Origin of the sequence: Psychrobacter halotolerans, assembly GCF_039680845.1 — a bacterium.
Lineage (GTDB): Bacteria > Pseudomonadota > Gammaproteobacteria > Pseudomonadales > Moraxellaceae > Psychrobacter.
Window position 1 is genome coordinate 193,744 of sequence record NZ_JBDKWD010000005.1, and the last position, 25,667, is coordinate 219,410.

Below are 25,667 nucleotides of genomic sequence, written 5' to 3' on the forward strand. Positions count from 1 at the left end.
CGCTATTAATAAAAACTAATTGTCTTCTCTATCATGATTTCATTAGACCGTTTTGTGCAAATCGAAGTGAGCGCCGCTGCTAGACACTCTCGCGCTCTTTAATGCTTTGCTGCCAAGCGGCTGAGCGCCGAGTACGATCGGCCACTTGCCCAACCAATTGACCACAAGCCGCGTCAATGTCATCGCCACGTGTTTGACGAATGGTACAAACAAACCCCGCCGCGCTTAAAATATTACTAAACGCATGAATGCGGTTATTGCTTGATTTGTCATATGGCGCATGCGGGAACGGGTTGAATGGAATAAGGTTGATTTTGCTTGGTAACCCTTCTAATAACGCGACCAGCTGCTGTGCATGCTCGTTACTGTCATTGACGCCATCAAGCATCACATATTCGATCGTGACGTGTTTTTTATGACGAGGATTGACGTCATAAACGTAGTTCTTGGCGGCAGCGATTAGCTCATCTAACGGGTACTTTTTATTAATAGGCACCAATTCATTACGCAACTCATCATTGGGCGCATGTAGTGAGATAGCTAAGGCCACATCAAGGTCTTGCGCCAACTGATACATCTTGGGCACAACGCCTGAGGTTGATAAAGTCACGCGGCGCTTTGACAAACCATACGCGTGATCGCTTAGCATAACCTCCATTGAACCAACCACTGGCTTATAGTTCAATAGTGGCTCACCCATACCCATCATCACGACGTTGGTGACATTGTTTTCCCATAGACTATGGTCAACATGCTCTAAGCTCTCATCTTCATCTGTCATATAAGAGGCGTTAGCGACCCAAAGCTGTCCGATAATTTCAGCGGCGCTCAAATCACGCTCAAACCCCTGCTTACCCGTACTACAAAAACTACAGTCCAGCGCGCAGCCTACTTGTGAAGACACGCACAAGGTTTTACGGCCGTTCAGTTTGCTGTCATCCGCTGGTATTAGCACCGTCTCAACCAATGAGCCGCCCGTGACTTCAAACACCCATTTACGCGTGCCATCATCGCTATACTGACGATGAATCACTTTGGGCGGCACGACACAGGCATTGAGCGACAAATTATCACGCAAGGACTTACTCAAATTGGTCATACGCTCAAAATCTGTCACACCATGCTGATATATCCACTTCATTACCTGCGTCGAGCGAAACGGTTTTTCGCCAATGCTCTTAAAATAATCGGCAAGTTGCGCTTGGGTCATCCCCAATAGATTGGTTTTCGCCTGTGCTTCATCGACGAGTTTGATGCTATCCGTACGCTTGGCGGGTACGTGCTGGATTGGTGTTTGTACAGTTGACATAATCGGTAGCCTTTTTGCATGAGCTTGCAAGATCGATGCAATTATTTGTGAACGTTGCTATACGCTATGAATGATGCGGTGCATGAGCAATCCGTTATGAGCGCTAGTGTTATCGATTGATTTACCCAGTTTTTGGTAAAATCAGATAAGTATATGCTGATAAAGGATTGATAACGCTGAATAAAACCAATAATGAGGGATAAAACCGATAATTTCAATCAAGAATATTACGATTAAAAGCATTAAAACGGCTTATACCCATCAGATATAAGCCGTTTTACGATATCAATTATTAATAACTACTACCAGAATAAAAAGTAGCGATAGTCAATACTAAATAAAATGGATACTTAACATTATAGCATGCAACTGGTAAAAACTTTTCTTGCTGGCTGTTCACAAGCGTAACAGAGGCTTCGAAAAATTTATCCCAGTCACGCTGGCTCTGCTTTATATTGCACTGACTAGACTATCAATAATTACCGCTATTAACGCGTACGGGCGCAAACTTCGTCATCATTGAAGAAGTAGCTGATTTCACGCTTGGCTGATTCAGCTGAATCTGAACCATGAACTGCGTTTTCGTCGATGCTGCTTGCAAAATCGGCACGGATAGTACCTTTTTCAGCGTCTTTTGGGTTGGTTGCGCCCATAATTTCACGATGCTTAGCGATGGCGTTTTCGCCTTCTAGTACTGATACCAATACTGGACCTGACATCATGAATGATTTTAGATCGTTGTAAAATGGACGCTCAGCGTGCTCAGCATAGAAACCACCTGCTTTTTCATCATCAAGTTGTAGCATTTTTGCTGCAACGATTTTTAGACCCGCTTGTTCGAAACGGTCATAGATAGCGCCGATATGGTTGCCAGCAACAGCATCAGGTTTGATGATAGATAAAGTACGTTCGTTAGCCATGAAAAGCTCCTAATAAATAATAAACTCGATAAAAATAAAGTAGTGATTGCTTTGTTTTGTCTTTGGCCGCTATGTTGGAATGCACCGATTTAACCAATACATGGGGCGACCATGCAGGCGTATGGCAAAAACATGAGTGCCAACATAGGATTGCTGCCTATTATAATGATTAAGACTATAAATGATAGGGTTAATTTATGAATGCACCCTACATAAAAGTAAATTTATAACAGCAGCTTATCTCAAAATAGAGTGCGTATTTATTAGCAGCAGATACTTACACTATTTATCGCATTACCCGTTATCTTTGTCCTATAGTCGATAATAAATAAAATAGTTACGTTATCTGACAACGTGAAACTGACTTATGATTATTTTTATATCAATATTACGAGCGAAAAAACCCTTAGCACATCGCTCTAAGGGTTTTTTTCAGTGATAAATGATAAAGATTGTAGTTTTCAACAAAACCTACGAATTGAAATTACTATTCACCTAAGCGACTGTCTCGGCAACTGCCAGCACTACATTCACGCACACGCTCAGTTAAGAAGTTGACTCGCTCTGTCGTCACGCGATTGGTGCAGGCTAGATTCACGTAAAAATCATCTCCATCATGATAACTGCAATCTTCATTGCGCGCTCGAATCCAAGCAAGCTGTCCCCGCTTTAGTTTGGATTTTTGCTGGGTGTTTAATTGCTTAGCCAATTTTGCATAAGCATTATTAAGCTCTTTATCCGCCTCTAAATATACTTTATTCAGGCAATATAGCCCGTCAAAATCATTGACTGGCTTGTCGCAATTTTGAGCGCCCCAAGACATCATGGGAAGCATAAAAGCAGCGGACACTAATAGTGCTAATGGTGCTTTGTTTATAGTATTTTTAACGATACGAATGTTCATAAAACTTCCCTTTTGTTAGTTGGCTATTATTAAAAATCACTTTCGCCATATTAAATAGCACCTTACAAAAGTAATGATATCTTAATTCAATGTAATTAGAAACCAGATAATAGTTTATAAAAAATTTAGAAAGTTCCATAAAAAAACCTCCATGACATTTAAGTCAGTGGAGGTTTTCGCGCTAAATAAATGTATTACTAATTAGGCATCATACGGATCACGCAATACGATAGTCTCTTCACGGTCAGGACCCGTTGAGATAATATCAACAGGACAACCGATTAAGTCTTCGATACGTTTGATATACTTTTTAGCATTTTCTGGCAGATCGTCATAGTTAGTGATACCAACCGTTGACTCGCTCCAGCCTTGTAACGTTTCATATTTTGGTGTGACTGACTCATAGAATTCAGCATCATGCGCGCCTGCACACTCAGTCTCAGGTAGGTTGTAACCCACACCGATTAATAATTCTTCTAAGCCATCTAGTACATCAAGTTTGGTCAAGCAGATACCAGACAACGAGTTCAATACCACGGCACGGCGTAATGCCTCAGCGTCAAACCAACCACAGCGACGCGCACGACCAGTGGTTGCACCAAACTCGTGACCAACTTTGGCCAAATGCGCGCCAACATCATCGAACAACTCAGTTGGGAACGGGCCACTACCAACGCGTGTGGTATAGGCTTTGGTGATACCCAGTACATAATCTAAGTACAATGGACCAATACCCGTACCTGTAGAGACGCCGCCTGCGGTCACGCTTGAGCTGGTCACAAATGGATACGTACCATGGTCGATATCAAGCAATGTACCTTGCGCACCTTCAAACATCAGGTTTTTGCCAGCCAAACGCAACTGATTCAATTCTTCTGTGACATCAGTGACCATGCCAGTGATCTCTTCTTTCCACTCTTTACACAGTCTAAGCGTCTCATCAAAATCAATCGCGTCAACTTTGTAATACTCAGTCAACTGGAAGTTATGATATTCAATTAAGTTACGCAGTTTTTCTTCTAAATCATTACGGAATAAGTCAGCAAGCTTAATAGCACGGCGCGCAACTTTGTCTTCGTATGCAGGACCGATACCGCGACCTGTTGTACCGATTTTGCCAGTACCGCGTTTGGCTTCACGAGCTTGGTCAAGCGCGACATGATAAGGCATGATAAGGGGGCAATTGGGTGAAATGCGCAGACGCTCACGTACTGGTACGTTGTTGTCTTCCAGCTCTTTCATCTCTTTTAGCAAAGCATCAGGGGCTAACACCACGCCATTACCGATAAAGCACGTCACGCCTTCGCGTAAAATGCCTGATGGGATTAAATGTAGGACGGTGGTTTTGCCATCGACAACGAGTGTGTGACCAGCGTTATGACCGCCTTGAAAGCGAGCAACTGCTGAGGCTTTTTCGGTAAGCAAATCAACGATTTTACCCTTACCTTCATCGCCCCATTGGCTACCCAAAACTACGACATTCTTACCCATGATCAATCCTTACCTTTATGTATTGAGGTGTGTGCAATAACGGTTTAAAAACCATGACCGTTTTAATAACAATCATTTTAATGACAATAACGTTAATAGTATTAAAAAGTGATAACAACTTTAAAAATCAATGCTTTATTTATAATCTGTTTGAGCCAATCAACGAATGAGCAGGCTCGCTTACAAAGACTGTAGCTGCCATTGACTGTCTACAAGGCTTAACTGGTGCGTCGTATTGGCTGGGCGGTCTGCTGCATTTAATGGCATAGTGACCCGATAACCTTGATGACGCAAACTCTCAACCTGCTGTAGCATTGCTTGCTTTTGTTCTGCATTGGCTGCTGTCAACGTCTCATAGTCGACCAATACAATGGTTGGCGCATCCAGCTGCGTATGAGCAAGCAAGCGGCTAACATCCATACTAAACCCTGTGGCTTCACGTAGCTCATGACCCGTCAATTGAGAGCCACTTTGCATACCATCAAAACGGCCGCCTCGTACTAGCGGCTGGGTTTCACTATTGATATAACCATTGAACACGATACCGGTATGATAATGGTAGCCTGACAATTCGGTCACATCGATACTCACATCACAGTGCCATTGGTCTTGCAAGTGGGTTTTTAGTCGCTGCAATTCATCGATCGCCGTCGCGATTTCGGTATCTTGCTGAGCACTCACCGACAGTTTGGTGAGTAAATTATCAATATCATGACCGAAGCGCGCTAAGACATAAAAGTCATCGCCCATCGGCAATGTGCGACAGACGCGCTTTAGCTCTGGCAAGTTTTTATTGGCATAGAAATGCATTAATTGCTCTGTATCACTGTCTGACAATTCAGCCAGTTCAGCCAAGCGTTTAAATATCGCCACATGACCCAAATCAATATGCAGCGCCGCACTCATATTTAGGGTATTGACCATCGTAAACAACACATCAATCAGCTCAATATCTGCGGCAAGAGAGGCACAGCCAAAAATCTCTGCACCCAACTGTAATGGTGTACGCGAGCCAAACAGCCCTGATGGCAAGGTATGAATGACGTCGCCAGCGTAGCAATAACGCGCAATGCCAGTGCCGCCATGATGCGCATCAATGCGCAAAATCTGCGGGGTAATATCAGCCCGAACGCCCATCAATCGACCCGTCAGCTGATCGATAATTTTAAAGGTTTGACGCTTTAGGTCTTCTGAGGCGTCACTCAACAACGATTCAGTAAACTCAATCATCGGCGGACTGACCAGATGATAGCCATGCGTAATGAGCTGCTGCGTCAAGCGATGTCTCAGCACTTCTTGCTTATGAGCATCTTCAAACAGTACATCCACTACCCCATCCGGTAACAACCAGCTGTTGGCAATATCGCTGGTAAAGTTACTAAAAGAAGGTTTATGAGTAGGCATCGCCTTGTCATAAGCGGCAGATGTCGCCGTTTCATTGACGGTATTTGACTGGGCAAGTTTTGCAGAATCAGAACTGACAGACACAATAAATCCTTGTTTGGCGTAGCGCTTACCAAAAACGCGGTACTGATGCGATACTTAAGAGTTGTTTATAATGGCATTGATAGAACGCATTTTTTATTTTTAACGCACAACATCATTGACCCAATTATATATAAACAAACTAGGTAGCCGCAAAAGGGTGAGTAATAAGTATAATTTAGAATGATAAGACGAGTATCTTTAGCCGCTAAAAAATAAGGCGCTAAAAAATCGCGATAAGCTAATGAACCCCGATAAACCATCAAGGCACTTTACGCTTTAGTTTAGCATAGCAGTTTGGGTTCGCCTAGTGACAATTCGCCCCAATCACTATCTAATTGTTGTTAAAAGCCCAAACTTTCTAGCGCACGATATACAGCATTTCAACGGTCGATGATCACGTACATTTTTAACCATAAAGAAACTCACGCTGCCAGTTAGAACACCGCCTTTGGCGCAGACTCATGTTACACTAGCACATATTTTTATCTCGGAAGCCTTATGTCATCTGATTACCACCCAAATCCTGCCAATAACCAAGCCAATGTCTTAGGTACAGCGCTTGCCAGCTGCTGCTTTGATCCTATTACTGGTTACTACCGTAATGGCTTTTGTCACACTGGCAATCATGACGTTGGTCAGCACACAGTTTGTGCCAAGATGACCAGCGAGTTTTTGAATTTTTCCGCCAGTCGCGGTAATGACCTTATCACGCCGCTACCTGAATATGGCTTTGAAGGTCTCAAGCCCGGTGATTATTGGTGTATCTGCGCGCTACGCTGGGTTGAAGCGCTCGACTTTGATATTGCCCCACCCATAAAACTAGAAGCTTGTCACGAAAGCTTATTAAGCTTGGTCGATATCGAAACTCTAAAAAGCTACGCGCTTTAATAATCCTTATTATGGGTTTTGATTATTACCAGTTTTTTACTTTATTAAGGGAGGGTGTATGGAAAACAATAACGATCCGTTGATCAAAGAAACAGCGCGCATTGCACCTAACTCCAACGTCAATCGTATTCATGCCAATATGAATGACAAACATCTATATCTGGACAATGACGATAGCTATATCTATGGTGATGCGGACGCGACGACTGAAGACACTATCGAGACCATGACGGTCTATGATCCAGACTCTGAGCGCTATGAAGATATCGACTCATCCAGCTCTGAGGAAGTGGTGAACTGCTACGCTTATTCGCGCAAAACGGGTCAGAAGTTGGATCAAGTTGCGCTCACTGACGTCAGTCGTGCCTTGAGCAATAATGGTCAATTTATCTGGTTGGGTCTGTATGATCCCAGCCTTGAGACTATGGTCAAAGTCAAAGAAGCCTTTGAGCTGCATGAGCTAGCCATTGAAGATGCCTTTGCCGATCATCAACGCGCTAAGGTTGAGAACTACGACAACGACATGGTGTTTGTGGTGCTACGTACCGCCAAGCTTGAAGACAATATTATTCGCTACGGTACTACAGCGATATTTATGGGCAAAAACTACCTCATTACTATTCGTAATGGGCCATCAAATTCTTATGCACCTGTCCGTGAGCATTGCCATCGCCGTCCTGAAAAGCTACGCATGGGCCCTATCTTTGTCCTCCATGCCATTCTCGATTTTATCGTGGATAACTACATGCCGATCACCGATCGCTTGGGTCGCTATCTGCGTGAGCAAGAGCGCTATGTGTTTACTTATGAATTTGACAAAGGCACACTAAAAAACCTGTATGAGCTAAAATCACAGCTGGTACATATGCGTGCTATTATTTTGCCCGTACAAGACATCTGTAGCTTTTTTATCAATCATAAAAAAAGCGAGCTGGTATCGGGCTTCTCTCAAGCAGCAAAGCCCTATTTTCGCGATGTGAATGACCATCTGTTGCATTCTTTGGATGCAATCAATGGTCTCAACGAGATGCTGAGCGTGGTGATGAATACCTATATGGCGATGGTCAATATGGGACAAAACGAGGTGGTCAGAAAGCTTGCGGCGTGGGCAGGTATTCTAGCAGTGCCAACCGCCATCGCTGGTATCTACGGGATGAACTTTGATTTTATGCCAGAACTCCATTGGAAGTACGCTTACTTCGTTATTATGCTCATTATCATCGCCTTGTGTAGCTTCTTATATTATAACTTTAAGCGCTTAAAATGGTTGTAAGCTGAAGTCAGTCCAATAAAAAAAGCGACCGATATCGGTCGCTTTTTTTGTGCCATTAATAAATATACAGTGAATAAATTTTCATTCTCGGCGGTGTTTGGTGTGGCTGTTCGGTGCTTGCGCATTGTCAGGCAACATGGCTTTGACCGTTAAATGCGTATACTGCTGATCAAGATTGTCCTCTGGACGACCAAATGTCTTTGCGGTCCATGTCAGCACCACGATAGCCCCACTCAATAGCATAATAGCCACAGAAATCGTCGCCAGTAACCACAAATGAAAGTAGTCCGAAACCGCTTGCACATCAACAACCAAATGTCGTGACAAAGCCGTTATGGCAATAAATATCAAAAACTGGACTGGCAGACGATGGGTTTTAAAATAAATACCTATCATCGCCAGTAGCTCAAGATAAATAAACAGCATCAGAATATCTTTTAAATCGGCGGTACCTTTTTGGATAATATATATAAATTCTTTGCCCGCGGTCCAAACCACCACCACACTGATTAAAAACAAGATTACGTAATGACAGATATCGACAAACTCACGACCAATGCCTTGTAACCGCTCATGAATACCGACGTTTTTTTTAGCCATGTTTAGGTCCTATCAACTTAGAGGTGGTTGATTTGGCCTGAGTCTGTGCCCTCAGACCCTCTTATCCCTTGGCGATCAGCATTCGTATGATACGTTGCTTAGCTGATAGCCAAACCTGCTGATTTTTCGGCGGCATCGACCGTTTGACGAATAAGCGTGTTGATGGTCATTGGACCGACGCCGCCTGGTACTGGTGTATATGCACTGGCGATGTTTTCTATCCCTTGTAGTTCAATATCACCAACGCCGCCATTGTCCGTTGGGTGGAAACCTGCATCAATCACGACAGCGCCCGCTTTAATCCAATCCGCTTTAATCAGTTCAGGCACACCCACAGCGCCCACAACGATATCAGCGCGTTTGATATGAGAAGCCAAGTCCTCAGTTCTTGAATGACAGATAGTCACGGTGCAGTTGGCATTCAATAACATCATCGCCATAGGCTTGCCCAAAATCGCACTGCGACCTACGACAACCGCTTCTTTTCCTGACAAGTCGATATCATAATGTGCCAATAAATGCATGATGCCTTGCGGTGTACATGAACCATAGGCCGACTGCTGCATCGCCATGCGACCAAAGCCAAGACAAGTCACACCATCAACGTCTTTGGCTAAATCAATTTGCTCAAAACAGGCACGCTCATCAATGTGTTCAGGCACCGGATGTTGTAGCAAAATACCATGCACATCAGGGTCGTTATTCAGCTCATCAATCTTTGTCATCAGTTGCTCGGTGGTTGTCTCACTTGGCATCTCAACTCGTATAGAGTCCATACCAACCCGTTTGCAAGCATTGCCTTTCATACGCACATAGGTGGCTGACGCAGGATCGTCCCCGACCAATATCGTCGCTAGGCTCGGTGTGCGTCCCGTCTTATCCTTAATGGCATCCACACGTGTGCGCAGTTGCTGTTCTATTTGTTTGGCAAGTGCTTTGCCATCCAAAACGATGGCGGACTTTTGGGCATTAGGCGCGATAGACATATGAACTCCAATAGAGAGGGCAGTATAAAAAAATAAAGACAGCGCTCGCCTATACTTGCGTGCCTGTCTTTTGCTTCGTCAACCTTTGACTGAGAATAATATTGTACCTGTGTACGCTACAAAATCCTAGCGTGGGATAACGTTTGAATGCGGATAATTTTCTATAATAAGTCAATATTAAAGCCAGTTGACGTGCTAAATCCTCGCAAATATAGTAGAATAGCGGCTGCAAATTACTTTGCTAAAATTTTATACATTGAGAAATGTAAACCCACCGACTCAAGGACATCACAATGAAAGATGAAAAACTACAGAAAGCGCTCGCCCGTATGGGACTTGGCTCACGTCGTCAAATGGAAGAGGTGATCAAAGCAGGTCGCGTTTCTGTCAATAATGGCCCAGCCACCATTGGTGATCGCGTCAGCCAAGGCGATGAGATTCGCGTTGATGGTCGTCAAATCAAATACACTGCCGAAAACGAAAAGCGTCGTCGCGTGATTGCTTATTATAAGCCTGAAGGTGAAGTGTGTTCTGCAAAAGATCCAGAAGGTCGTCCAACGGTTTTTGAGCGTTTACCAAAGCTCACGCATGATCGTTGGGTGATGGTTGGACGTTTGGATATCAACTCAACTGGCCTGCTATTGTTCACCAACGATGGCGAAATGGCGCATCGCTTAATGCATCCCTCTGGTGAAGTCACGCGTGAATATGCCGTCCGTGTATTGGGTGAAGTGACGCCTGATATCGCTCGTACGCTGACTGCGGGTGTGGTGTTAGAAGATGGTATGGCAAAGTTTGAGGACATCAAAGAAGGCGGCGGTGAAGGCGTCAACAAGTGGTATCACGTCCAGCTAAAAGAAGGACGTAACCGTGAAGTACGTCGCTTATTTGAATCACAAGGTCTAAAAGTCAGCCGTCTATTGCGTACGCGCTATGGCACGATCGCACTACCAAAAGAGTTACGTACTGGCCGCTTCTTAGAGCTGGACAAAAAAGACATCAACACCTTGACAGATTTGGTCAGCTTACGTCCACGTTATGGTACGGGTCTACATGGTGCTGCCAAAGAGAAACAAGAACGTATCAGAAGCAAGCCACTAAAAGCGCGCCGTCCTGATGGTCGTAGTGATAATAGCAGTGCCAAGCCTAAGAGTAGCGCCAGTCCTGCCAGCCGTGGGTCGCGCAACACGCGTGACCGTAACGACAAGCGTTAATTTTGCGTCTAAATGAAATAAGTAACGATATAGCATACTACTGAGATAAGTTTTTCTTGCTTGCTGTGTCGTTGCTGACAGAGGTTACGCAAACTTTATCGTATTAGCACTTGGTTTATTTTATAGTGAATCGACGATAGGTATAGCGTTAATCCAAAAAAAGCGGCCAATGATTGATTGTCATTGGCCGCTTTTTTGTGCAGCATTTTTTAGTATAAGACGTTATTTAGTATGAGATGTTGTTTGGCATGGAATATCATTTAATCGTTACAGATAGTCACTCAGCTGACTTATCGTGACTGCTTAAGAATCATGAATACTTAAGAGTCATGGCTTTCAAAATACTGATTCATCATGCGTAAGTCTTGCAAATGCTGGTGCTCCATTTGCGCTAACAACTTGTCTAAACGCTGTTCAATATTGTCTAATACCTGTTGGAGTAACTCCCCTGCTTCCGCGTTTTTTTCACGACTCGCATTTTTCGTATTTTTACGCTTATGAGTCAACTGATGATAACTGGACAGCGTTTCCGGTAAGCGCGTCTGCAACATCTTATGCAATACAAACTGCGATTCGGTAGCGACAACCGTTTTATTTTGCGCCTGTAATTCTTTTTGATGGGACTGATAGTGCTCTACCTTTTCATCAATGCGGTTCAACTGCCGCAATTGGTGTTCAGGCAAATTTTTTAAGTGTGTTTTGTTCAAATTGAGCTGTTGCCAGCTTATCGTAGCTGGCGACAGTGGCGCATGATAATCTTGGTAGGTGAGTACGCCTGGAGAGATGCCAACCGCTTTATGAAACGCGTGCCAGCCCTTTTTGCCCAAATAAAAGGTGGTTATCGTGGCTACGACACCGATGCCTATTAATATACTCATATACACTCGCTATTTGTCACGCCCTTATCCACTTATATTTGTTGATTATCATTCACAGCTTAATATTGCGCTCGTTTGCGCTTTTATCGTTGGTGTCATCAGCGTTATCAATGTTGTCGCGCGCCTTAACCGTACCACCAATATCAGTAAGAGAAGGTGCATCGGTATTACTCTTGGGATTATCAAACCGATTTTGTAAGTATCGATTGGTGACCAGCAGTTTTTGTCCATCTTGATGATAAGAGGCATTCAGTAAATCATCAAACTGGGTATTAATGGTGCTAAGCACGTCAAGCAGCGCTTCTTTACCCGTGACATTTGAGTGCTTAATCTTAGTGGTATCTGCAAGCGATCCGTCCAAGTCATGCAAACGGCGATAGTCAGCTACGGCACTGGGTATATGGCTGTCCATCAGGTTTTGAATCATGATATAGGTTTCGTTGACGGTGTCCTTGTCATCGATTTTTCCATCGTTATTGGTATCACCATAAATCAAACGCAGCTTTTCGCCTTTTTTATTGATTTGGTCAAGCGCGTTTTTGACGTCTTGGGGCAAGCTTTTTTCGGGGATATAACCCAGTTGCGGCATGGCTTTATACTCAAGCATTTTGGGCGCTGTGACTTTTTTGATACCACGATAACCCAGATACAACCCAGCGGCTGGTAATACTCCATATAGAACGAACATCACGAACATCGCAGTCAATTGAGTCATCGAATGGTCCTTTGTTTATACCAGTAGCATTGCTTTTATTTGATAGTGGCGCGTTTAGTTTTTATTTGATAGTGAGCGTCTACATGTAGAGGTAGACAAACTAGCTTTGGGTGCGACTTTTGACATAACGGTGCGTGGAAGCCAATCGACTCAACACGGTTTGGTGCAGCTCATCCAATAATTCATCAAGCTCATAGTCGATCTCTAAAAACAAATCGGTCAGCATATCACCTGCCGTCATTTTGCCTTGTACCGTACTGTTCTTTGTCCGATGTGGACTAAAGCGTTGCAGCTGCTCATAATGATGGAGCGCTTCAGGGATACTTTCAGACACCAGCTTATCGATGATGAATTGACGCTCGTTATGCTGCTGCTGTTGCTCGTGCAGCTCACTGCTCCATTCACGGTAGCGCTTTAATTTACCATTGATTCGATCTAGTATGGCAACCGCTTCAATCGGCATGGCGTTTAGGGTGGCCTCATCAACCACATCAATAAGCTCAGTCATAATCGGACAACGTCCATATCTTAGATACCATAGCGTATCTGGGTCAAAGGGAGGTCTGTTTGCTGGGCGCATTTGGGCACGGTTGGACAAATAGCGATCGGTCAAAGGGGTGGGCGTTCGAATATCATTGACTTGGGCTAACGCGTCGCAAATACGCTCCGCACGCTCAGGCGGAGTGAGTGTGGACAGCTCATTATCTACTGGATTACTGTCCTTATTAACACTAGCGTCTTTGCCACCAGCCTCTGTGACATCAGCGTCTTGGTCGATACTCGTTCTTTGAGCTTTTTCAGCCGCGAGCGTTGGCAAGTCACTTTGCGCTTGTCCAAACGACTGTAGCATTCTTGCCAAACTTACTACCATGACTGACTTCGCCTCTCATCTGTTGTGCTTGTATTGCATACCTACATTCAATAGCGTATCTTAACAGCTTTTTTTGGTGCTGCCAGTAAGCAAACTGTCAACTTTCTTACTCTTAAAAATAATAAGCCCCCTACTATGAATGCCCCCGATTATCTTGCTGGTTTTTTCCTCGGGCTATCGCTCATCATCGCGATTGGCTCTCAAAACGCCTTTGTACTCAAACAAGGACTCAAACGCGAGCACATATTTTTTGTGTGTCTGTTTTGCGCGGTGAGTGATGCGCTGTTAATCGCAGCAGGCGTTGGGGGTTTTGGCGCGGTCACCGCCCGCTACCCTCAGGTCGTCACTATTGCAAAGTTTGCTGGGTTACGGATTACAAAGCCTGTATGCCAGTGCGCGTTTGTCCCATGCAATGAGTGTCGAGGGACAAGTCGTAACCAGCTTAAAAAAAGCCCTGCTGTTGTGTTTTGGCTTTACGTGGCTCAATCCACACGTCTACCTAGATACATTGGTACTCGTTGGTATGGTTTCAACAGGCGCAAATAGCAAACTGGTGTTTGCCGCAGGGGCCATCAGCGCGTCTTTCTTTTTCTTTTTTGCGCTCGGTTACGGGGCGCGTCTACTCAGACCACTATTTGCCAAGCCTAAAGCTTGGAATATCCTTGATGCCTTGGTTGGTATACTGATGTTGTATTTGGCTTGGCACTTGTATCACAGTTAATACTGCTTAGCGATAATGGGATCAGTATAAAATAGTCGGGTTAATATAAAAGAGACAGCGGGTAACTGAAATAAATGTTTCTTACTTATTGTGCCGAAGCGACAGAGGCGGCAAAAATTTATCCTAGTCACGCATTGTAATGCGGTACCTCATTTGTATGAAGTATCGTTTATAAATTTGTAGCTTAATAACTTAATAACTTAATAACTTAATAACTTAATAACTTAATAGCTTAATAGCCATGCACCAAAAATGTTCTTCAGTCATTTTTTAGCACCAAATTAGCACTTATTGTGACGGTAGCATAAAGTTTTTTTGTGTTTGTTCGCTAAATAAGCGTTTTTTTCGGAATGGTATAGAACTTGCCTTAATTAAAAAGCAGTTATGAAATTATTGCTTTTAAAAAATTAAGGATAAGATTTATGTTGAAAAGAACGGCTTTATCACTATTTATTTTGAGCACATTTACGGTCTCGGTCGCCAATGCAGAAGATTTTCAAGTGCTAAAGGAGATAACCAATAAGCCCACACAATTAAAAACGGGCAAATACCAAGGCAACTACTATGTGCCTTCTACCTTGCAGACCATTAGCTGGGGATATTTACCCAATAGAGATGCCAAGCCTGTTTTGAGTGTCCCCTCTGGAAGTACGGTGACCTTTGATACGGTATCTCATGAGGGCTTACTTGAAGATCAAGGCCGCGATGCAGAAAAATACTTTACATCAAAAGGTGTCAAAGCGGACTATGTTTTAGATGAAGCAAAAAAGATTACTGGCTCTGGCTTAGCGCATGATTTTCATAAAGATGGACCGCATATTGTGACAGGTCCGCTTGCCATACAAGGGGCCATGCCCGGTGACATTTTAAAAGTAGAAGTCATTGAAATCGAACCTCGCGTACCTTACGGTGTCATCTCTAATCGTCATGGCAAAGGAACATTGGTTGGAGAGTTTCCAAAAACATCGCAGCAACCAAACGCCTCTAAAGAGCATCCCGAGCGCTTTGGTAATGTCTCGGTATTTACACCCATAGAAAAAAATGTCCAAGGCGACTATGAAGGGGTAATCAAAACCGAGTCTGGTAAGTCTATCCGCTTCCCTCTCAATCCATTTATGGGACTGATGGGCGTGGCGTCCAACACCTCAGAACCTGTCCACTCTGTACCCCCTGCCATGCATGGCGGCAATATGGATATCAATGATTTGGGTGACGGTTCCACCGTATATTATCCCGTGCAAGTACCGGGTGCCCTCTTCTACACAGGCGACAGTCATTTTGCTCAAGGCGATGGCGAAGTCGCTCTGACCGCTCTTGAAGCCTCAGCTCGGGCAACGTTCAAATTTACCTTACTAAAAGCGGGCAAAGACAAAATCCCCGGCAAGGCATTGTCACAACCTTTAGGCGAAAATGCTGAATTTTGGATTACGCCGGGCTTGGATGAAGATTTAGATGAAGCCATGAAAAAATCGACTCGTGAAGCCATTGGTTTCTTAAATAGAGAGTATGGAATCGATGAAGCCTTGGCTTATGCTTATTTAAGTGCGGCAACTGACTTTGAAGTGTCACAGGTAGTCGATAAAACAAAAGGCATCCATGCCAAAATTCGTAAGGCGGATTTTAAAGAATTTAGCGAAGAATAAGTAAAGCAGACGTCTTTGATACGACGCTCTGTGTACGATAAGATTTTTAAGACAATGTTTTTATAAGACAATGTTTTTATAAGACAAAGATTTATAAAAAAGTAAGCACTTAACGCGGGTCAATCATTCGCTGTTAAGTGCTTTTTAGTATGTGATGGGTGATGCTTGCCAGTTGCTAATGCCGTCGTTGTTACACCAAGTTAGGAAATAGTGTCCGCAGGCCACTTACGATAATCTCGATAGAAACCGCCGCTAATAGCATACCCATGATTCGGCTCATAATGTTGAGTCCCGTATCGCCCAACAAGCGACTGATACGACCGGCTGCCATCAATGCTAAATAGCAAAATAGACTGATTAATAGGCCAGCAATGATGATGGCAGATACCTGCAATATCCCCGAAACTTGCGATGAATAAATGATCACCGTGGAGATACCGCCAGGCCCAATCATCATCGGTATCGCCAGTGGCACGACGGCAGCAGCCATTGATGGCGGCGCATCTTGCACATGATCAGTATCAAAATTTTCTTGGTCGGGCTTAACGGGGTTGCCCTCACCATTCATCATATTAAGCGCGATTAAAAATACCAGAATACCACCAGCCAACTGAAACGAGCCGATAGAGATACCCAAGGCTTTTAGTAGCGTCTCGCCTGCTAATGTAAAAAAGCTAATGGTAATAAAAATCGTTAGACAAGCAACGCGCGCAACTTTACGTCGATTATTCATCGAATAGCCACGGGTCAAATCCAAAAATAACGTCAAGGCGCTAAACGGATTGATCAATACCATAAAGGCCAAGATTATCTTAATAATTTCAGTATTCACTGAACGCTCGCTTGTTAGTTGAGACCACTTGCAAAAAAATTAAGGTCATCATGCAAATGCAACGATGACCCGATAAGCAATAAAAAATGGCATTGTAGCATAGGCAGATAAGCCAATAAAATCATTAACTTTGCTTAATTTTTTTGACGTTATGGGTGCACGGTTTTTTACGAGCATACGAGCATACGAGCATACGAGCATACGAGCATACGAGCATACGAGCAATAAACACTTTTCATAAACGCGTCCCTCATACCCAAATAGGGAACATACCTATAAAGTGTCAATAAATAGAGCCTAAAAACGAGACTAGGCACTAAAATCCAACCCAATATCGAGTGCCGTGCTACTGTGCGTCAGATAGCCCATGGCAATAAAATCAACGCCTGTTTTTGCAGCGGCTTGTACCGTGGCAGGAGTAATACCGCCGGATGCCTCTGTTTTGGCGCGACCTTTACACATGGCAACCGCCTGCGACAGTGTCTCAGGCGCCATATTATCAAGTAATACCAAACTCACGCCAGCCTCTAATGCCTGCTCTAACTGCTCTAACGTATCGACTTCCGCTTCAATCGGAATCAGATGACCAGCAAAATCTTGCGCGTGCTTAATAGCTGTCTTGATATCGCCCGCGATGGCAATGTGATTGTCTTTAATCAAAATCGCATCATCCAATCCCAAACGATGATTGCGCCCGCCGCCGCAACGTACCGCGTATTTTTGTAGCACACGCAAGCCTGGAATGGTCTTACGCGTACAAGTAATCTGTGCAGGATACTCTGCGACACTATCGACGATTTGTCTTGTTGCCGTCGCAATCCCGCTAAGGTGCGTCATAAAATTCAGTGCCGTGCGCTCCGCCGTTAGCAAGTGACGCGCGTTACCACGAACGACTGCCAAAACGGTATTTGCCTCCACTGTCTCGCCATCATGAACATGAGCCACAAACTCAATCTTCGCATCGACCAACGCGAAAGACAAGCGGGCCAAATCCATGCCGCATATGACGCCTGCTTGCCGCGCTCTAATCTGTAATTGCGCTTGCTTATCGGCTGGAATGGTCGCTTGCGACGTCACATCCCCGCGTCTGCCCAAATCTTCGGTTAAAGCTGCTTCAACCAAAGGCTTAAGCAATACCTCATCCAATGCTGGCTCTGTTATCAGTGTCATCGCTAATTCCCCTATAAATATGCAAATGATGGCAATTTTATAAAATTAATCTCAAAATGAGCATAAATATAGCGTAAAGCAATGAAGCTCGCAAGCAAAGTCATCGACTTTCAAGCTAACAAAGTTGAAGTTAACAAACTGACGTATTTTGAAAAATGACAGCCACTCGAGAATGGTAACGTTTTGCTGTTTATTTACGTTTTGGCAGTTTACTGTCCATCAATAAGCTTTGTAGTTCAATGTCATGACGAAAGCGAAAAAGCTTGGCAGGACGACCACGCTGGGCACTACTGCTCTCTCCTGTCTCTATGACCAAACTCTGCGCTTCAAGCAGACGGCGAAAATTTTGCTTATGCAACCGTACGCCCGACAGCGCTTCTACGCTTTGCTGTAATTGCGATAGAGTAAAGACTGTTGGCATTAGTCCAAAGATAAGGGGCCGATATTCAATCTTAGCGCGTAGCCTTGAGATCGCAGTGGCAATCACGCGGCGATGGTCGTAATACATGGGAGTACCGATAAGCTGCGACCATTTATCAGCTGCTATCTTTGTCTGGTGACTGGGTGGATAATTCGGTGATTCTGGCACCAGACCTGCTTCGTAAAGCATCTCATAGCGTAGCAAGACATGCTCGGGCACCCATTCTCTTTGTTCGTATACATGATTGTGCATTGACGCATTATCAGTCTCTGCCTGTATTGAATTATCACTGTCCAAAAACGACTCACTCAAACCCCAACATAGACCAATACGCTGTCGTCGCCGCTGCTGAACCACCAAATCTTCTGTCATAGCAGCCCAATCCAATAAAGCGGGGACGATAAAATCCATCATCACACTGGGAGCACCATCCAAGTGATTTTCCCATGGGAAGTAATCATACCAGTCTTGCCATAGTGCTTGGCTTTGTCGCCGCATTTGCGTTTCTTGTACCAACCCCAAGTAACTTACATACACCAGCGCGTGCCCATCGATGTTGCGCCTATTGGTATCGACAAAGGTATATAACTGCTCCAAATAACCGAGCGGTTGCTGCGTTTGCTCCTCAACCCATTGACGGACGCCCGCTTGCAAAGAGCGATGTAATGGCATGAGCGGTCCATTGGGCAACAATTTGCCTTGATCGACGGTTAAGACGCGAGCGGTATGATCGGTAATCGCAACCAGTACGGCGACCACTTCGGTCGTGCCACTCCCTTGTTGATGGGTGTGTGAATAAGACAACGTCATAATTGTAGGGATTATCCTTTGTTTGCAAATGTATTGGTAAGAAGAAAAGCGTTAGCGCTTAAGGTGTGTCCTAGTATAACGTGAATCCAACACGATCATAGTTTGCCGTTGTAACGTTACGCATTGGAAGGGAGTAATAAAAAAATCGTCTCTAGCTCAATGTAAAACTTTGGCAACCTATTTGAAATTACTATTTTTACAAGGCATTGGCATGAAAAATAAGGGGTTATACAGAGCAAACATAAAATAGATTTACCTCATATCAATAATGAGTCATAAAAAACACTTGTTTTTATGCTCTAAATGAGCATAATAAAATCAAATTGTTTTAAGTGCTATTTAACTGATTCACTTTAGCGGCACATCTGTTGTCGTCACTGTACCTAAGGTTGCCTTCTTATGAAACTCTATCCGTATGACGCGCCCATCATGAGCAATGACACTCGCATTGCGACTCAAATGAACATCGATTATGCCAAAGCCAAAATACCTGTTGATCTGCCACGTACCGAGCGTCTGATCGTTGAGGAAAACATCAAACAACTATTAAAAGACAAGAATGCGGTATTGGTTGCTCATTATTACGTCGATCCCTTTATTCAGGACTTGGCACTAGCAACGGGCAGCTGTGTCGGTGATTCACTTGAAATGGCACGCTTTGGTCAAGCGCATAGTGCGCAAACATTGGTAGTGGCAGGCGTCCGCTTTATGGGCGAATCAGCCAAGATACTGAGTATGGAAAAAACAGTACTCATGCCAGACTTAGAAGCAGAATGTTCGCTCGATTTGGGTTGTCCCGCTGATGCGTTTTCCGCCTTTTGTGATGCGCACCCAGAGCGTACTGTGGTTGTTTATGCCAATACCAGCGCGGCTGTAAAGGCACGAGCGGATTGGGTGGTCACCTCCTCTGTCGGTATCGATATCGTTCGTCACTTACATGCGCAAGGCGAGCCCATCATTTGGGGTCCTGACCGCCACTTGGGTAAATATATCGCGCGTGAGACTGGCGCAGATATGTTGCTTTGGCAAGGCTCATGCTTGGTGCACAATGAATTTAAAGCCACTGAGCTGCTGCAATTAAAAGAAGCGCACCCAGACGCCAAAGTATTGGTACACCCTGAATCGCCTGATAGTGTCGTTACACTTGCTGATGTGGTGGGATCAACCAGTAAATTGCTGCAAGCGACGTATGAGATGGAGGCCGATACTTTTATTGTTGCCACCGATCTCGGTATCTTGCATGAGATGCAAAAACGCTCGCCGCACAAACGCTTTTTGGCCGCGCCTACTGCTGGCGAGAGTGCCAGTTGTAAAAGCTGTGCCTTTTGTCCATGGATGGCAATGAACGGCTTACAAGGTATCGAGCAGTGTTTGATTCATCAAAGCGGCGAAGTACTGATGACACCTGAGCTGGCCGTATCTGCCAAAAAACCGTTGCAGCGTATGCTTGATTTTGCCGAATCACAAAAGCAGCGTGTCACGACAAGCGGCGATATAATCAAAGATCGCTCATTGTTCGCTAATGTTGGAGCCGCCTAACATGAGCGAGGCTATTGCAGCGGCTGGCGCCATTCATGGTGGTATTCATAGTGCCATTCACAGTGTCATTCATAGTGCCTATGATGAGCAAAATACGAGACAAACGGATGTCTTAATCATTGGTGCTGGGCTTGCAGGATTGAGCACTGCGCTGTCTTTGCCGCCGTCACTGAGTATCACCGTATTGAGTAAATCAGCGCTTGAGGTGTGCTCGAGTCACTACGCCCAGGGCGGTATTGCAGCCAGTTTGGACAAAAACGACTCAATCGCTGACCATGTCGCTGATACCTTGATCGCTGGTGCAGGATTGTGCGAGGCCGATTCGACTTTTCGCATTCTAAGCGCAGGACAGCAAGCTGTCCAATGGCTGTGTACGCAAGGCGTGCCTTTTACCCAAATGCCTAAACTTAATGGTCATAGTGATGCTCAGCAAACAACAACGCAGCCTCATACCAGTAACTTGCAAATCAATGAGCTTCCTAGCCATAGTTTACAAATCAGCGACCTACATTTGACCAAAGAAGGGGGACATAGCTGTCGCCGAGTGGCCCATGCAGATGATGCGACTGGTCAATATATGATGGAGACGCTGACTGCTAAGGCGCACGCTGCGTCTAACATTACTGTCCTTCCGTACCACGAAGCTCTACAGTTACTAACGATGCCTGTTGCTAATGATGTTTGTAGCCGTCCTGTAGCGCTTAGACAGTGTCAAGGCGCGTTGGTTTTTGATCATATCCGTCAACGCCAGCTTACCATTCATAGTCGCGCCGTCGTATTGGCCAGTGGGGGTTTGGGACAGTTGTTTCAGCGCGCCAGTGCGCCCAATGTCTGTGTTGGTGACGGGGTCATGATGGCATGGCAAGCAGGCTGCCGCCTAGCCAATCTAGAGTTTATTCAATTTCATCCGACAGGTTTGGCGTTTGGCGATAGTCGTTTTTTGATCTCTGAAGCATTACGCGGTGAAGGGGGTCATTTGTATTGTCCAACAACCAACACACGCTTTATGTTAGCCATTGACGCGCGTGCTGAATTAGCGCCGCGCGATATCGTCGCCCGCGTTATCGCTGAACAAATTGATATAAATGGTCTTGGCTACGTTCACCTCAGTGTTAGTCACTTGCCTGCCTCATTTATAACAGCGCATTTCCCAAAGATTTACCAAACGTTGCTCACCCTTGGCATTGATATGACAACTGATCCCATTCCGGTAGCACCGACCGCTCATTATAGTTGTGGCGGCGTGGTTACCTCTGCCGACGGTCACACCGATGTGGTAGGACTCTATGCGGCGGGCGAAGTCGCTCATACTGGCCTACATGGTGCCAACCGCTTGGCAAGCAATTCGCTACTAGAATGCGTGGTGGTTGGGCGTCATATTGCTGCTGACTTACCGCGGTATTTAAATGAGATAAGCGCGCTAAATACAGAACAACCGATTGAGAATATATGGACGCAACCATGCCTTGAGCGTGCGCACACAGTCGAGCTTTCTTCTTTACCGAATGAATGCACCGAGGCTAATGCTAAGCGCCATAACGAGGCTAATGAGTTTCCCAATGCTGACGTTGCCAACACCATTGTTAAATTAAAAGCGTTAATGACGCAGCACATGGGGATCACGCGTCGCGCCAAATCGTTAGAGCAAGCCTTAATACAAGTCCAAGCATGGCAACGATACTTTGGCCATGACAAGCTTAGTCTGCCCGCCTTCGATAATCAAAACAGCGCTGCTATTGCCGAGAGCCTTGCTCATTTTCAATTAAACAGACAGCTACAGTTGGCAGTCTTCATTATTCAGTGCGCTTATCAGCGCGTTGAAAGTCGCGGCGGACATTATAGACAAGATCATCCGCAGTTAGCAGCCAATCCTCAAATAAGTGTTATTAAACCGCTAATAAAACAAACTTATCATCAAGCGAATGACGTTAACCCGTATGGGCATAAGCCTTCGTACGATGAAGTAGCAGTAATCACTGTTTGAGCAGCGCCAGACATCGCATGTTTATAAGGCATTTTACCCTTAAGTTGTCCGTATTTTTTAGCAATATGCTACAATCGTCGGCTTGTTGAAATTGCCTTACTAAAAACGCTGCGAGCCGACCATCATGCAAAGCCTAATTACCCTTATTCTGGTATTAACCCCCATGTTTATTGGCTTTGCCATTCCATCTAATCCTAGCTTGACCAAGTTTGCAGACAAAGGCTTGTCTTATTTGGTATTTATTATTCTAGCGCTGATTGGCATTGAGTTATCGCAAGTTGAAGGCTTGGGCAATCGGTTGGATGAAATCGTGTTGTATGTTGCTGTACTCTCGGTATTGACGGTGGGTGCAGGTTTGTTTGCCCTGATGGCGTTTGACCATTTACGTCCGTGGCATGCCAAAAAACCAAGCGCAAAATCAAAAGAGCATCGCGTCAGTATTCGAGGCAGCCTAGCACAAGTCGTTTGTGTTGTGATCGGTATGGTCATTGGGTACTTTTTACCCGCTGATTATATGCCGCCGGAAAACACCATGACTGCACTGCTAATGATATTGATTTTGCTGGTTGGTATTGGTCTAAAAGGATCAGGCATCACTTTAAAAGAGGTCATGCTCAATCGCCGCGGCGTCGAGATGAGTGTGATCTTTACGCTGTCAGTATTATTGGGCGGTCTGGTTTTTGCCCTACTATTTAGGGATGTGTCATGGACCAAAGGCTTGGCTTTGGCATCAGGCTTTGGTTGGTATTCACTATCAGCGATTGTCATGACCGATGCCTACGGCGCAGTTTGGGGCAGTGTGGCGTTGTTCAATGACCTCATACGCGAGTTCTTTGCACTGCTCTTTATTCCTGTCTTTATGCGCAAATCGCCATCGGCGGCGGTCGGACTTGGCGGTGCCACCAGCTTAGATTTTACGCTGCCTGTGATTCAACAATCAGGAGGTCTAAAAGTGGTGCCATTGGCAATTAGTTTTGGCTTTCTGATTAATATCGTCTCGCCCGTGCTGATGGTGTTTTTTTCAGCGTTTGGGTAGCTTTTGATGATTGATTACGGTTTAAAACTCGACGCATACATCTGATTCTGAATCGTTTGGCTGCTGATAAGTGTTTACCTTTGGCTCTTTAACTAATCCATAAACACGGCGATTAAAAAATTTGCCTTCTTCGGTATCAGAGGGCGCAATAGGCGCTCTAACGCTACAATCAAAAGTACTCAAACGCATAGGTTCGACGTCGTGTTTTAAAATAAGGTAGTTTTTGACCATAAGCGCTCTATCTTTGCTTAAAGAACCTGAAACTTGGTCGATCTCATCTTCTGAAATATGAGCTTCAATTTGCATGGTAGTGTTATCGTACTTGTTCATCTGATCTGCTACTTTATCAAGCTCAAGCTGATACTTTGGAAGTAACTCATTACTATCTTTTTTAAAAAATACTCTCAGCTCCATGGCAGTCTTGTCTATTAAGTCATAAAGTATCGGACAGCCAAGTTCATTTACTGCAACGTTTTCAGGCGTTTTTGGGCAATGATCGATTTGATCTAAAACCCCATCACCATCTGAATCGGTATCTTCTGCTTTCATCGTCATGGTATTCTCATATTGAGGTATGATTTTTGGCGAAGCAATTTCGGTAGTCTGGCAGCCAGCTAGCGTTGTAAATACTGTCAATAACAACACGCCATAGCAGTTTAGTTTAATAGTCATGGTTGCTCTTCCTTGAGATAATCCCAAAACGGTTTTCATTGATGAAGTAAGACGTACTTTAAGCCATCTCTAGCTCTTTATTCGCCTGACAAGTACTGTCATGCCAATCAATAAATGCCTGTATGGCTTGATGCTCCAATTGATGACCAGCATCGAGACCAGAAAAAGTCTCGACGTATCGACATGCTCGATAGTGTTTTGCATACTCATCATAATAGGCAATCCATTGCTTGCGTGACTCTCTGTCTAACGCTAACTCTTTGCTTTGTTGTGTTGCTGTTTCTTCAACAGTATTATCCTCAGCGAACCAAAAGTCTTTTGCGGGAATGTCTTTAGCCAAATTATTATTTTCAACCTCACTCATACGCCATGGCTTGGCAGTGAGCCGCGCTCGAAAGCACTGCTGCTCCTGACAAAGCCGCACGTAATTGGCATCTGCATGAAAACACTCAAACCACTGCGCGACTAAATCAGCACTTGGTACGATAGTATCGTGAGTCGCAATAATACGAAATCCTGCTGGCGTTTCATACAAACGGAAGGACTCCTTTGAATGACTGGCAACGCGCTTTTTGATTAAATCCGTTATAAAAGGTAGTAATGAGGCAATATCATCGGAGTATTTTTGCGTGCGTGCTTTATCTCTCTTACTGGCTTGTTGCCATAAATACGCAGTCACACCCGCCATAACGGCCAATAGCCATAACCATGATAACCCTAGCCAAGCAATGCTACTCGCGATAAGTATAAAGATAAGAATAAAAGACCAGACTTTTACTTTCATCGTTGATGGTTGGCTTTTATCAATGATAGATACACCCATGAAACCTTGTTTGTCATAACTATCAGGAAACTTTTGAGGCAATAAATCATCATGATCAACATCGATAATCGCAATATTATTAACATTAGCAACCTGTGCGCCATAAGTATTACGCGTCACAATGAGCTGAATATCAAACGATCTATTTTCTAAATTGCCTGCTGTTAAGCCATTCTCTGAAAAACCATGTTCCGAAATAATTTCTTCACGAATGGGAATACCATTGCTGTCGTTGTACGCTTCTCTACGCTCACGTCTGACAATATCTTCACCTGCCAACCAACGACTATACGCATCAGCAACCCGCTCTTTGGCATGCACCAAAGCCGCTTCTTGACTGATATCCGACCAACCATAACGCTTAATAGTGGCTTGCTTAGAAGATGTATTAAACTCAGTTTTTGAGTCAAAGCGCTGCTTATATTGCGCCCAATATTTTGGGATGAGCATGGAACATGACCTCGGATTGATGTAAATAG

The 25,667-nt window shown here is 44.5% G+C and carries 22 protein-coding genes and 1 pseudogene; 8 read left to right on the top strand and 15 right to left on the bottom strand.

Features of this window, described 5'->3' with window-relative positions; translation table 11 throughout:
* Positions 1-79 precede the first annotated feature (79 nt).
* The 5 genes from rlmN to AAJP47_RS10820 form a co-directional block, all read right to left on the bottom strand.
* The gene (gene rlmN / locus AAJP47_RS10800; RefSeq protein WP_346717932.1) at positions 80-1,309 is read right to left on the bottom strand and encodes a dual-specificity RNA methyltransferase RlmN; all 1,230 of its coding nucleotides are present in this window, start codon (positions 1,307-1,309) and stop codon (positions 80-82) included.
* 488 nt (positions 1,310-1,797) lie between these two features.
* Positions 1,798-2,229: a nucleoside-diphosphate kinase gene (ndk, locus tag AAJP47_RS10805; protein WP_346717933.1), complete on the bottom strand. Its 432-nt coding sequence runs from the start codon at positions 2,227-2,229 to the stop codon at positions 1,798-1,800.
* A 487-nt stretch (positions 2,230-2,716) separates the two neighbouring features.
* Positions 2,717-3,133, bottom strand: a complete 417-nt coding sequence (locus AAJP47_RS10810) for a lysozyme inhibitor LprI family protein (protein ID WP_346717934.1) — start codon at positions 3,131-3,133, stop codon at positions 2,717-2,719.
* Between the two features lie 201 nt (positions 3,134-3,334).
* Positions 3,335-4,624, bottom strand: coding sequence for an adenylosuccinate synthase (locus tag AAJP47_RS10815; RefSeq protein ID WP_346717935.1), 1,290 nt, complete (start codon positions 4,622-4,624; stop codon positions 3,335-3,337).
* A 180-nt stretch (positions 4,625-4,804) separates the two neighbouring features.
* Positions 4,805-6,112, bottom strand: a complete 1,308-nt coding sequence (locus AAJP47_RS10820) for an ATP phosphoribosyltransferase regulatory subunit (protein WP_346717936.1) — start codon at positions 6,110-6,112, stop codon at positions 4,805-4,807.
* 498 nt (positions 6,113-6,610) lie between these two features.
* Here AAJP47_RS10820 and AAJP47_RS10825 point away from each other — a divergent pair, with 498 nt between their 5' ends.
* A complete protein-coding gene (locus AAJP47_RS10825; RefSeq protein ID WP_346717937.1) occupies positions 6,611-7,000 on the top strand; it encodes a DUF2237 family protein in 390 nt (129 codons plus the stop codon).
* 58 nt (positions 7,001-7,058) lie between these two features.
* On the top strand, positions 7,059-8,273 hold the full coding sequence (corA, locus tag AAJP47_RS10830) for a magnesium/cobalt transporter CorA (protein WP_346717938.1): 1,215 nt from the start codon (positions 7,059-7,061) through the stop codon (positions 8,271-8,273).
* Between the two features lie 81 nt (positions 8,274-8,354).
* Here the strand turns inward: corA and AAJP47_RS10835 are convergent, their stop codons facing one another.
* On the bottom strand, positions 8,355-8,873 hold the full coding sequence (locus AAJP47_RS10835; RefSeq protein ID WP_346717939.1) for a phosphate-starvation-inducible protein PsiE: 519 nt from the start codon (positions 8,871-8,873) through the stop codon (positions 8,355-8,357).
* A gap of 98 nt (positions 8,874-8,971) precedes the next feature.
* Positions 8,972-9,859, bottom strand: a complete 888-nt coding sequence (gene folD / locus AAJP47_RS10840) for a bifunctional methylenetetrahydrofolate dehydrogenase/methenyltetrahydrofolate cyclohydrolase FolD (protein ID WP_346717940.1) — start codon at positions 9,857-9,859, stop codon at positions 8,972-8,974.
* 293 nt (positions 9,860-10,152) lie between these two features.
* Between folD and rluB the strand changes: the two genes are divergently transcribed.
* Entirely contained in the window at positions 10,153-11,073 is a 921-nt protein-coding gene (gene rluB, locus AAJP47_RS10845; RefSeq protein WP_346717941.1) for a 23S rRNA pseudouridine(2605) synthase RluB, read from the top strand.
* A 320-nt stretch (positions 11,074-11,393) separates the two neighbouring features.
* Here the strand turns inward: rluB and AAJP47_RS10850 are convergent, their stop codons facing one another.
* The 3 genes from AAJP47_RS10850 to AAJP47_RS10860 all read right to left on the bottom strand — a co-directional run bounded on the left by AAJP47_RS10850 (position 11,394) and on the right by AAJP47_RS10860 (position 13,537).
* Positions 11,394-11,951 (bottom strand): hypothetical protein, encoded by a 558-nt coding sequence (locus AAJP47_RS10850; protein WP_346717942.1) that lies wholly within the window; start codon positions 11,949-11,951, stop codon positions 11,394-11,396.
* 52 nt (positions 11,952-12,003) lie between these two features.
* Positions 12,004-12,666 carry a hypothetical protein gene (locus AAJP47_RS10855; protein ID WP_346717943.1) on the bottom strand — a complete coding sequence of 221 codons (663 nt, stop codon included), beginning with the start codon at positions 12,664-12,666 and terminating at the stop codon, positions 12,004-12,006.
* A gap of 100 nt (positions 12,667-12,766) precedes the next feature.
* Positions 12,767-13,537 carry a hypothetical protein gene (locus AAJP47_RS10860; protein ID WP_346717944.1) on the bottom strand — a complete coding sequence of 257 codons (771 nt, stop codon included), beginning with the start codon at positions 13,535-13,537 and terminating at the stop codon, positions 12,767-12,769.
* A 135-nt stretch (positions 13,538-13,672) separates the two neighbouring features.
* Between AAJP47_RS10860 and AAJP47_RS10865 the strand changes: the two are divergent.
* Positions 13,673-14,258, top strand: a pseudogene (locus AAJP47_RS10865) (LysE/ArgO family amino acid transporter).
* A gap of 422 nt (positions 14,259-14,680) precedes the next feature.
* Positions 14,681-15,901 carry an acetamidase/formamidase family protein gene (locus AAJP47_RS10870; RefSeq protein WP_346717945.1) on the top strand — a complete coding sequence of 407 codons (1,221 nt, stop codon included), beginning with the start codon at positions 14,681-14,683 and terminating at the stop codon, positions 15,899-15,901.
* Positions 15,902-16,091: 190 nt separating this feature from the next.
* Here the strand turns inward: AAJP47_RS10870 and AAJP47_RS10875 are convergent, their stop codons facing one another.
* The 3 genes from AAJP47_RS10875 to AAJP47_RS10885 all read right to left on the bottom strand — a co-directional run bounded on the left by AAJP47_RS10875 (position 16,092) and on the right by AAJP47_RS10885 (position 19,134).
* Positions 16,092-16,733 (bottom strand): MarC family protein, encoded by a 642-nt coding sequence (locus tag AAJP47_RS10875; RefSeq protein WP_346717946.1) that lies wholly within the window; start codon positions 16,731-16,733, stop codon positions 16,092-16,094.
* 309 nt (positions 16,734-17,042) lie between these two features.
* Positions 17,043-17,903 (bottom strand): carboxylating nicotinate-nucleotide diphosphorylase, encoded by an 861-nt coding sequence (nadC, locus tag AAJP47_RS10880; protein WP_346717947.1) that lies wholly within the window; start codon positions 17,901-17,903, stop codon positions 17,043-17,045.
* Between the two features lie 190 nt (positions 17,904-18,093).
* A complete protein-coding gene (locus tag AAJP47_RS10885; protein WP_346717948.1) occupies positions 18,094-19,134 on the bottom strand; it encodes an NUDIX hydrolase in 1,041 nt (346 codons plus the stop codon).
* 399 nt (positions 19,135-19,533) lie between these two features.
* On the opposite strand from AAJP47_RS10885, the gene nadA reads away from it, so the two are divergent.
* From nadA to AAJP47_RS10900, 3 genes are all read left to right on the top strand, one after another.
* Positions 19,534-20,673, top strand: a complete 1,140-nt coding sequence (gene nadA, locus AAJP47_RS10890) for a quinolinate synthase NadA (RefSeq protein WP_346717949.1) — start codon at positions 19,534-19,536, stop codon at positions 20,671-20,673.
* A gap of 1 nt (position 20,674) precedes the next feature.
* Positions 20,675-22,657 (top strand): L-aspartate oxidase, encoded by a 1,983-nt coding sequence (locus tag AAJP47_RS10895; RefSeq protein ID WP_346717950.1) that lies wholly within the window; start codon positions 20,675-20,677, stop codon positions 22,655-22,657.
* Positions 22,658-22,781: 124 nt separating this feature from the next.
* Positions 22,782-23,693 (top strand): LysO family transporter, encoded by a 912-nt coding sequence (locus tag AAJP47_RS10900; protein WP_346717951.1) that lies wholly within the window; start codon positions 22,782-22,784, stop codon positions 23,691-23,693.
* 21 nt (positions 23,694-23,714) lie between these two features.
* Here the strand turns inward: AAJP47_RS10900 and AAJP47_RS10905 are convergent, their stop codons facing one another.
* Both AAJP47_RS10905 and AAJP47_RS10910 read right to left on the bottom strand, forming a co-directional pair.
* Positions 23,715-24,365 (bottom strand): OmpA family protein, encoded by a 651-nt coding sequence (locus AAJP47_RS10905; protein WP_346717952.1) that lies wholly within the window; start codon positions 24,363-24,365, stop codon positions 23,715-23,717.
* A 58-nt stretch (positions 24,366-24,423) separates the two neighbouring features.
* Positions 24,424-25,638, bottom strand: coding sequence for a hypothetical protein (locus AAJP47_RS10910; protein ID WP_346717953.1), 1,215 nt, complete (start codon positions 25,636-25,638; stop codon positions 24,424-24,426).
* Between the last annotated feature and the right edge of the window lie 29 nt (positions 25,639-25,667).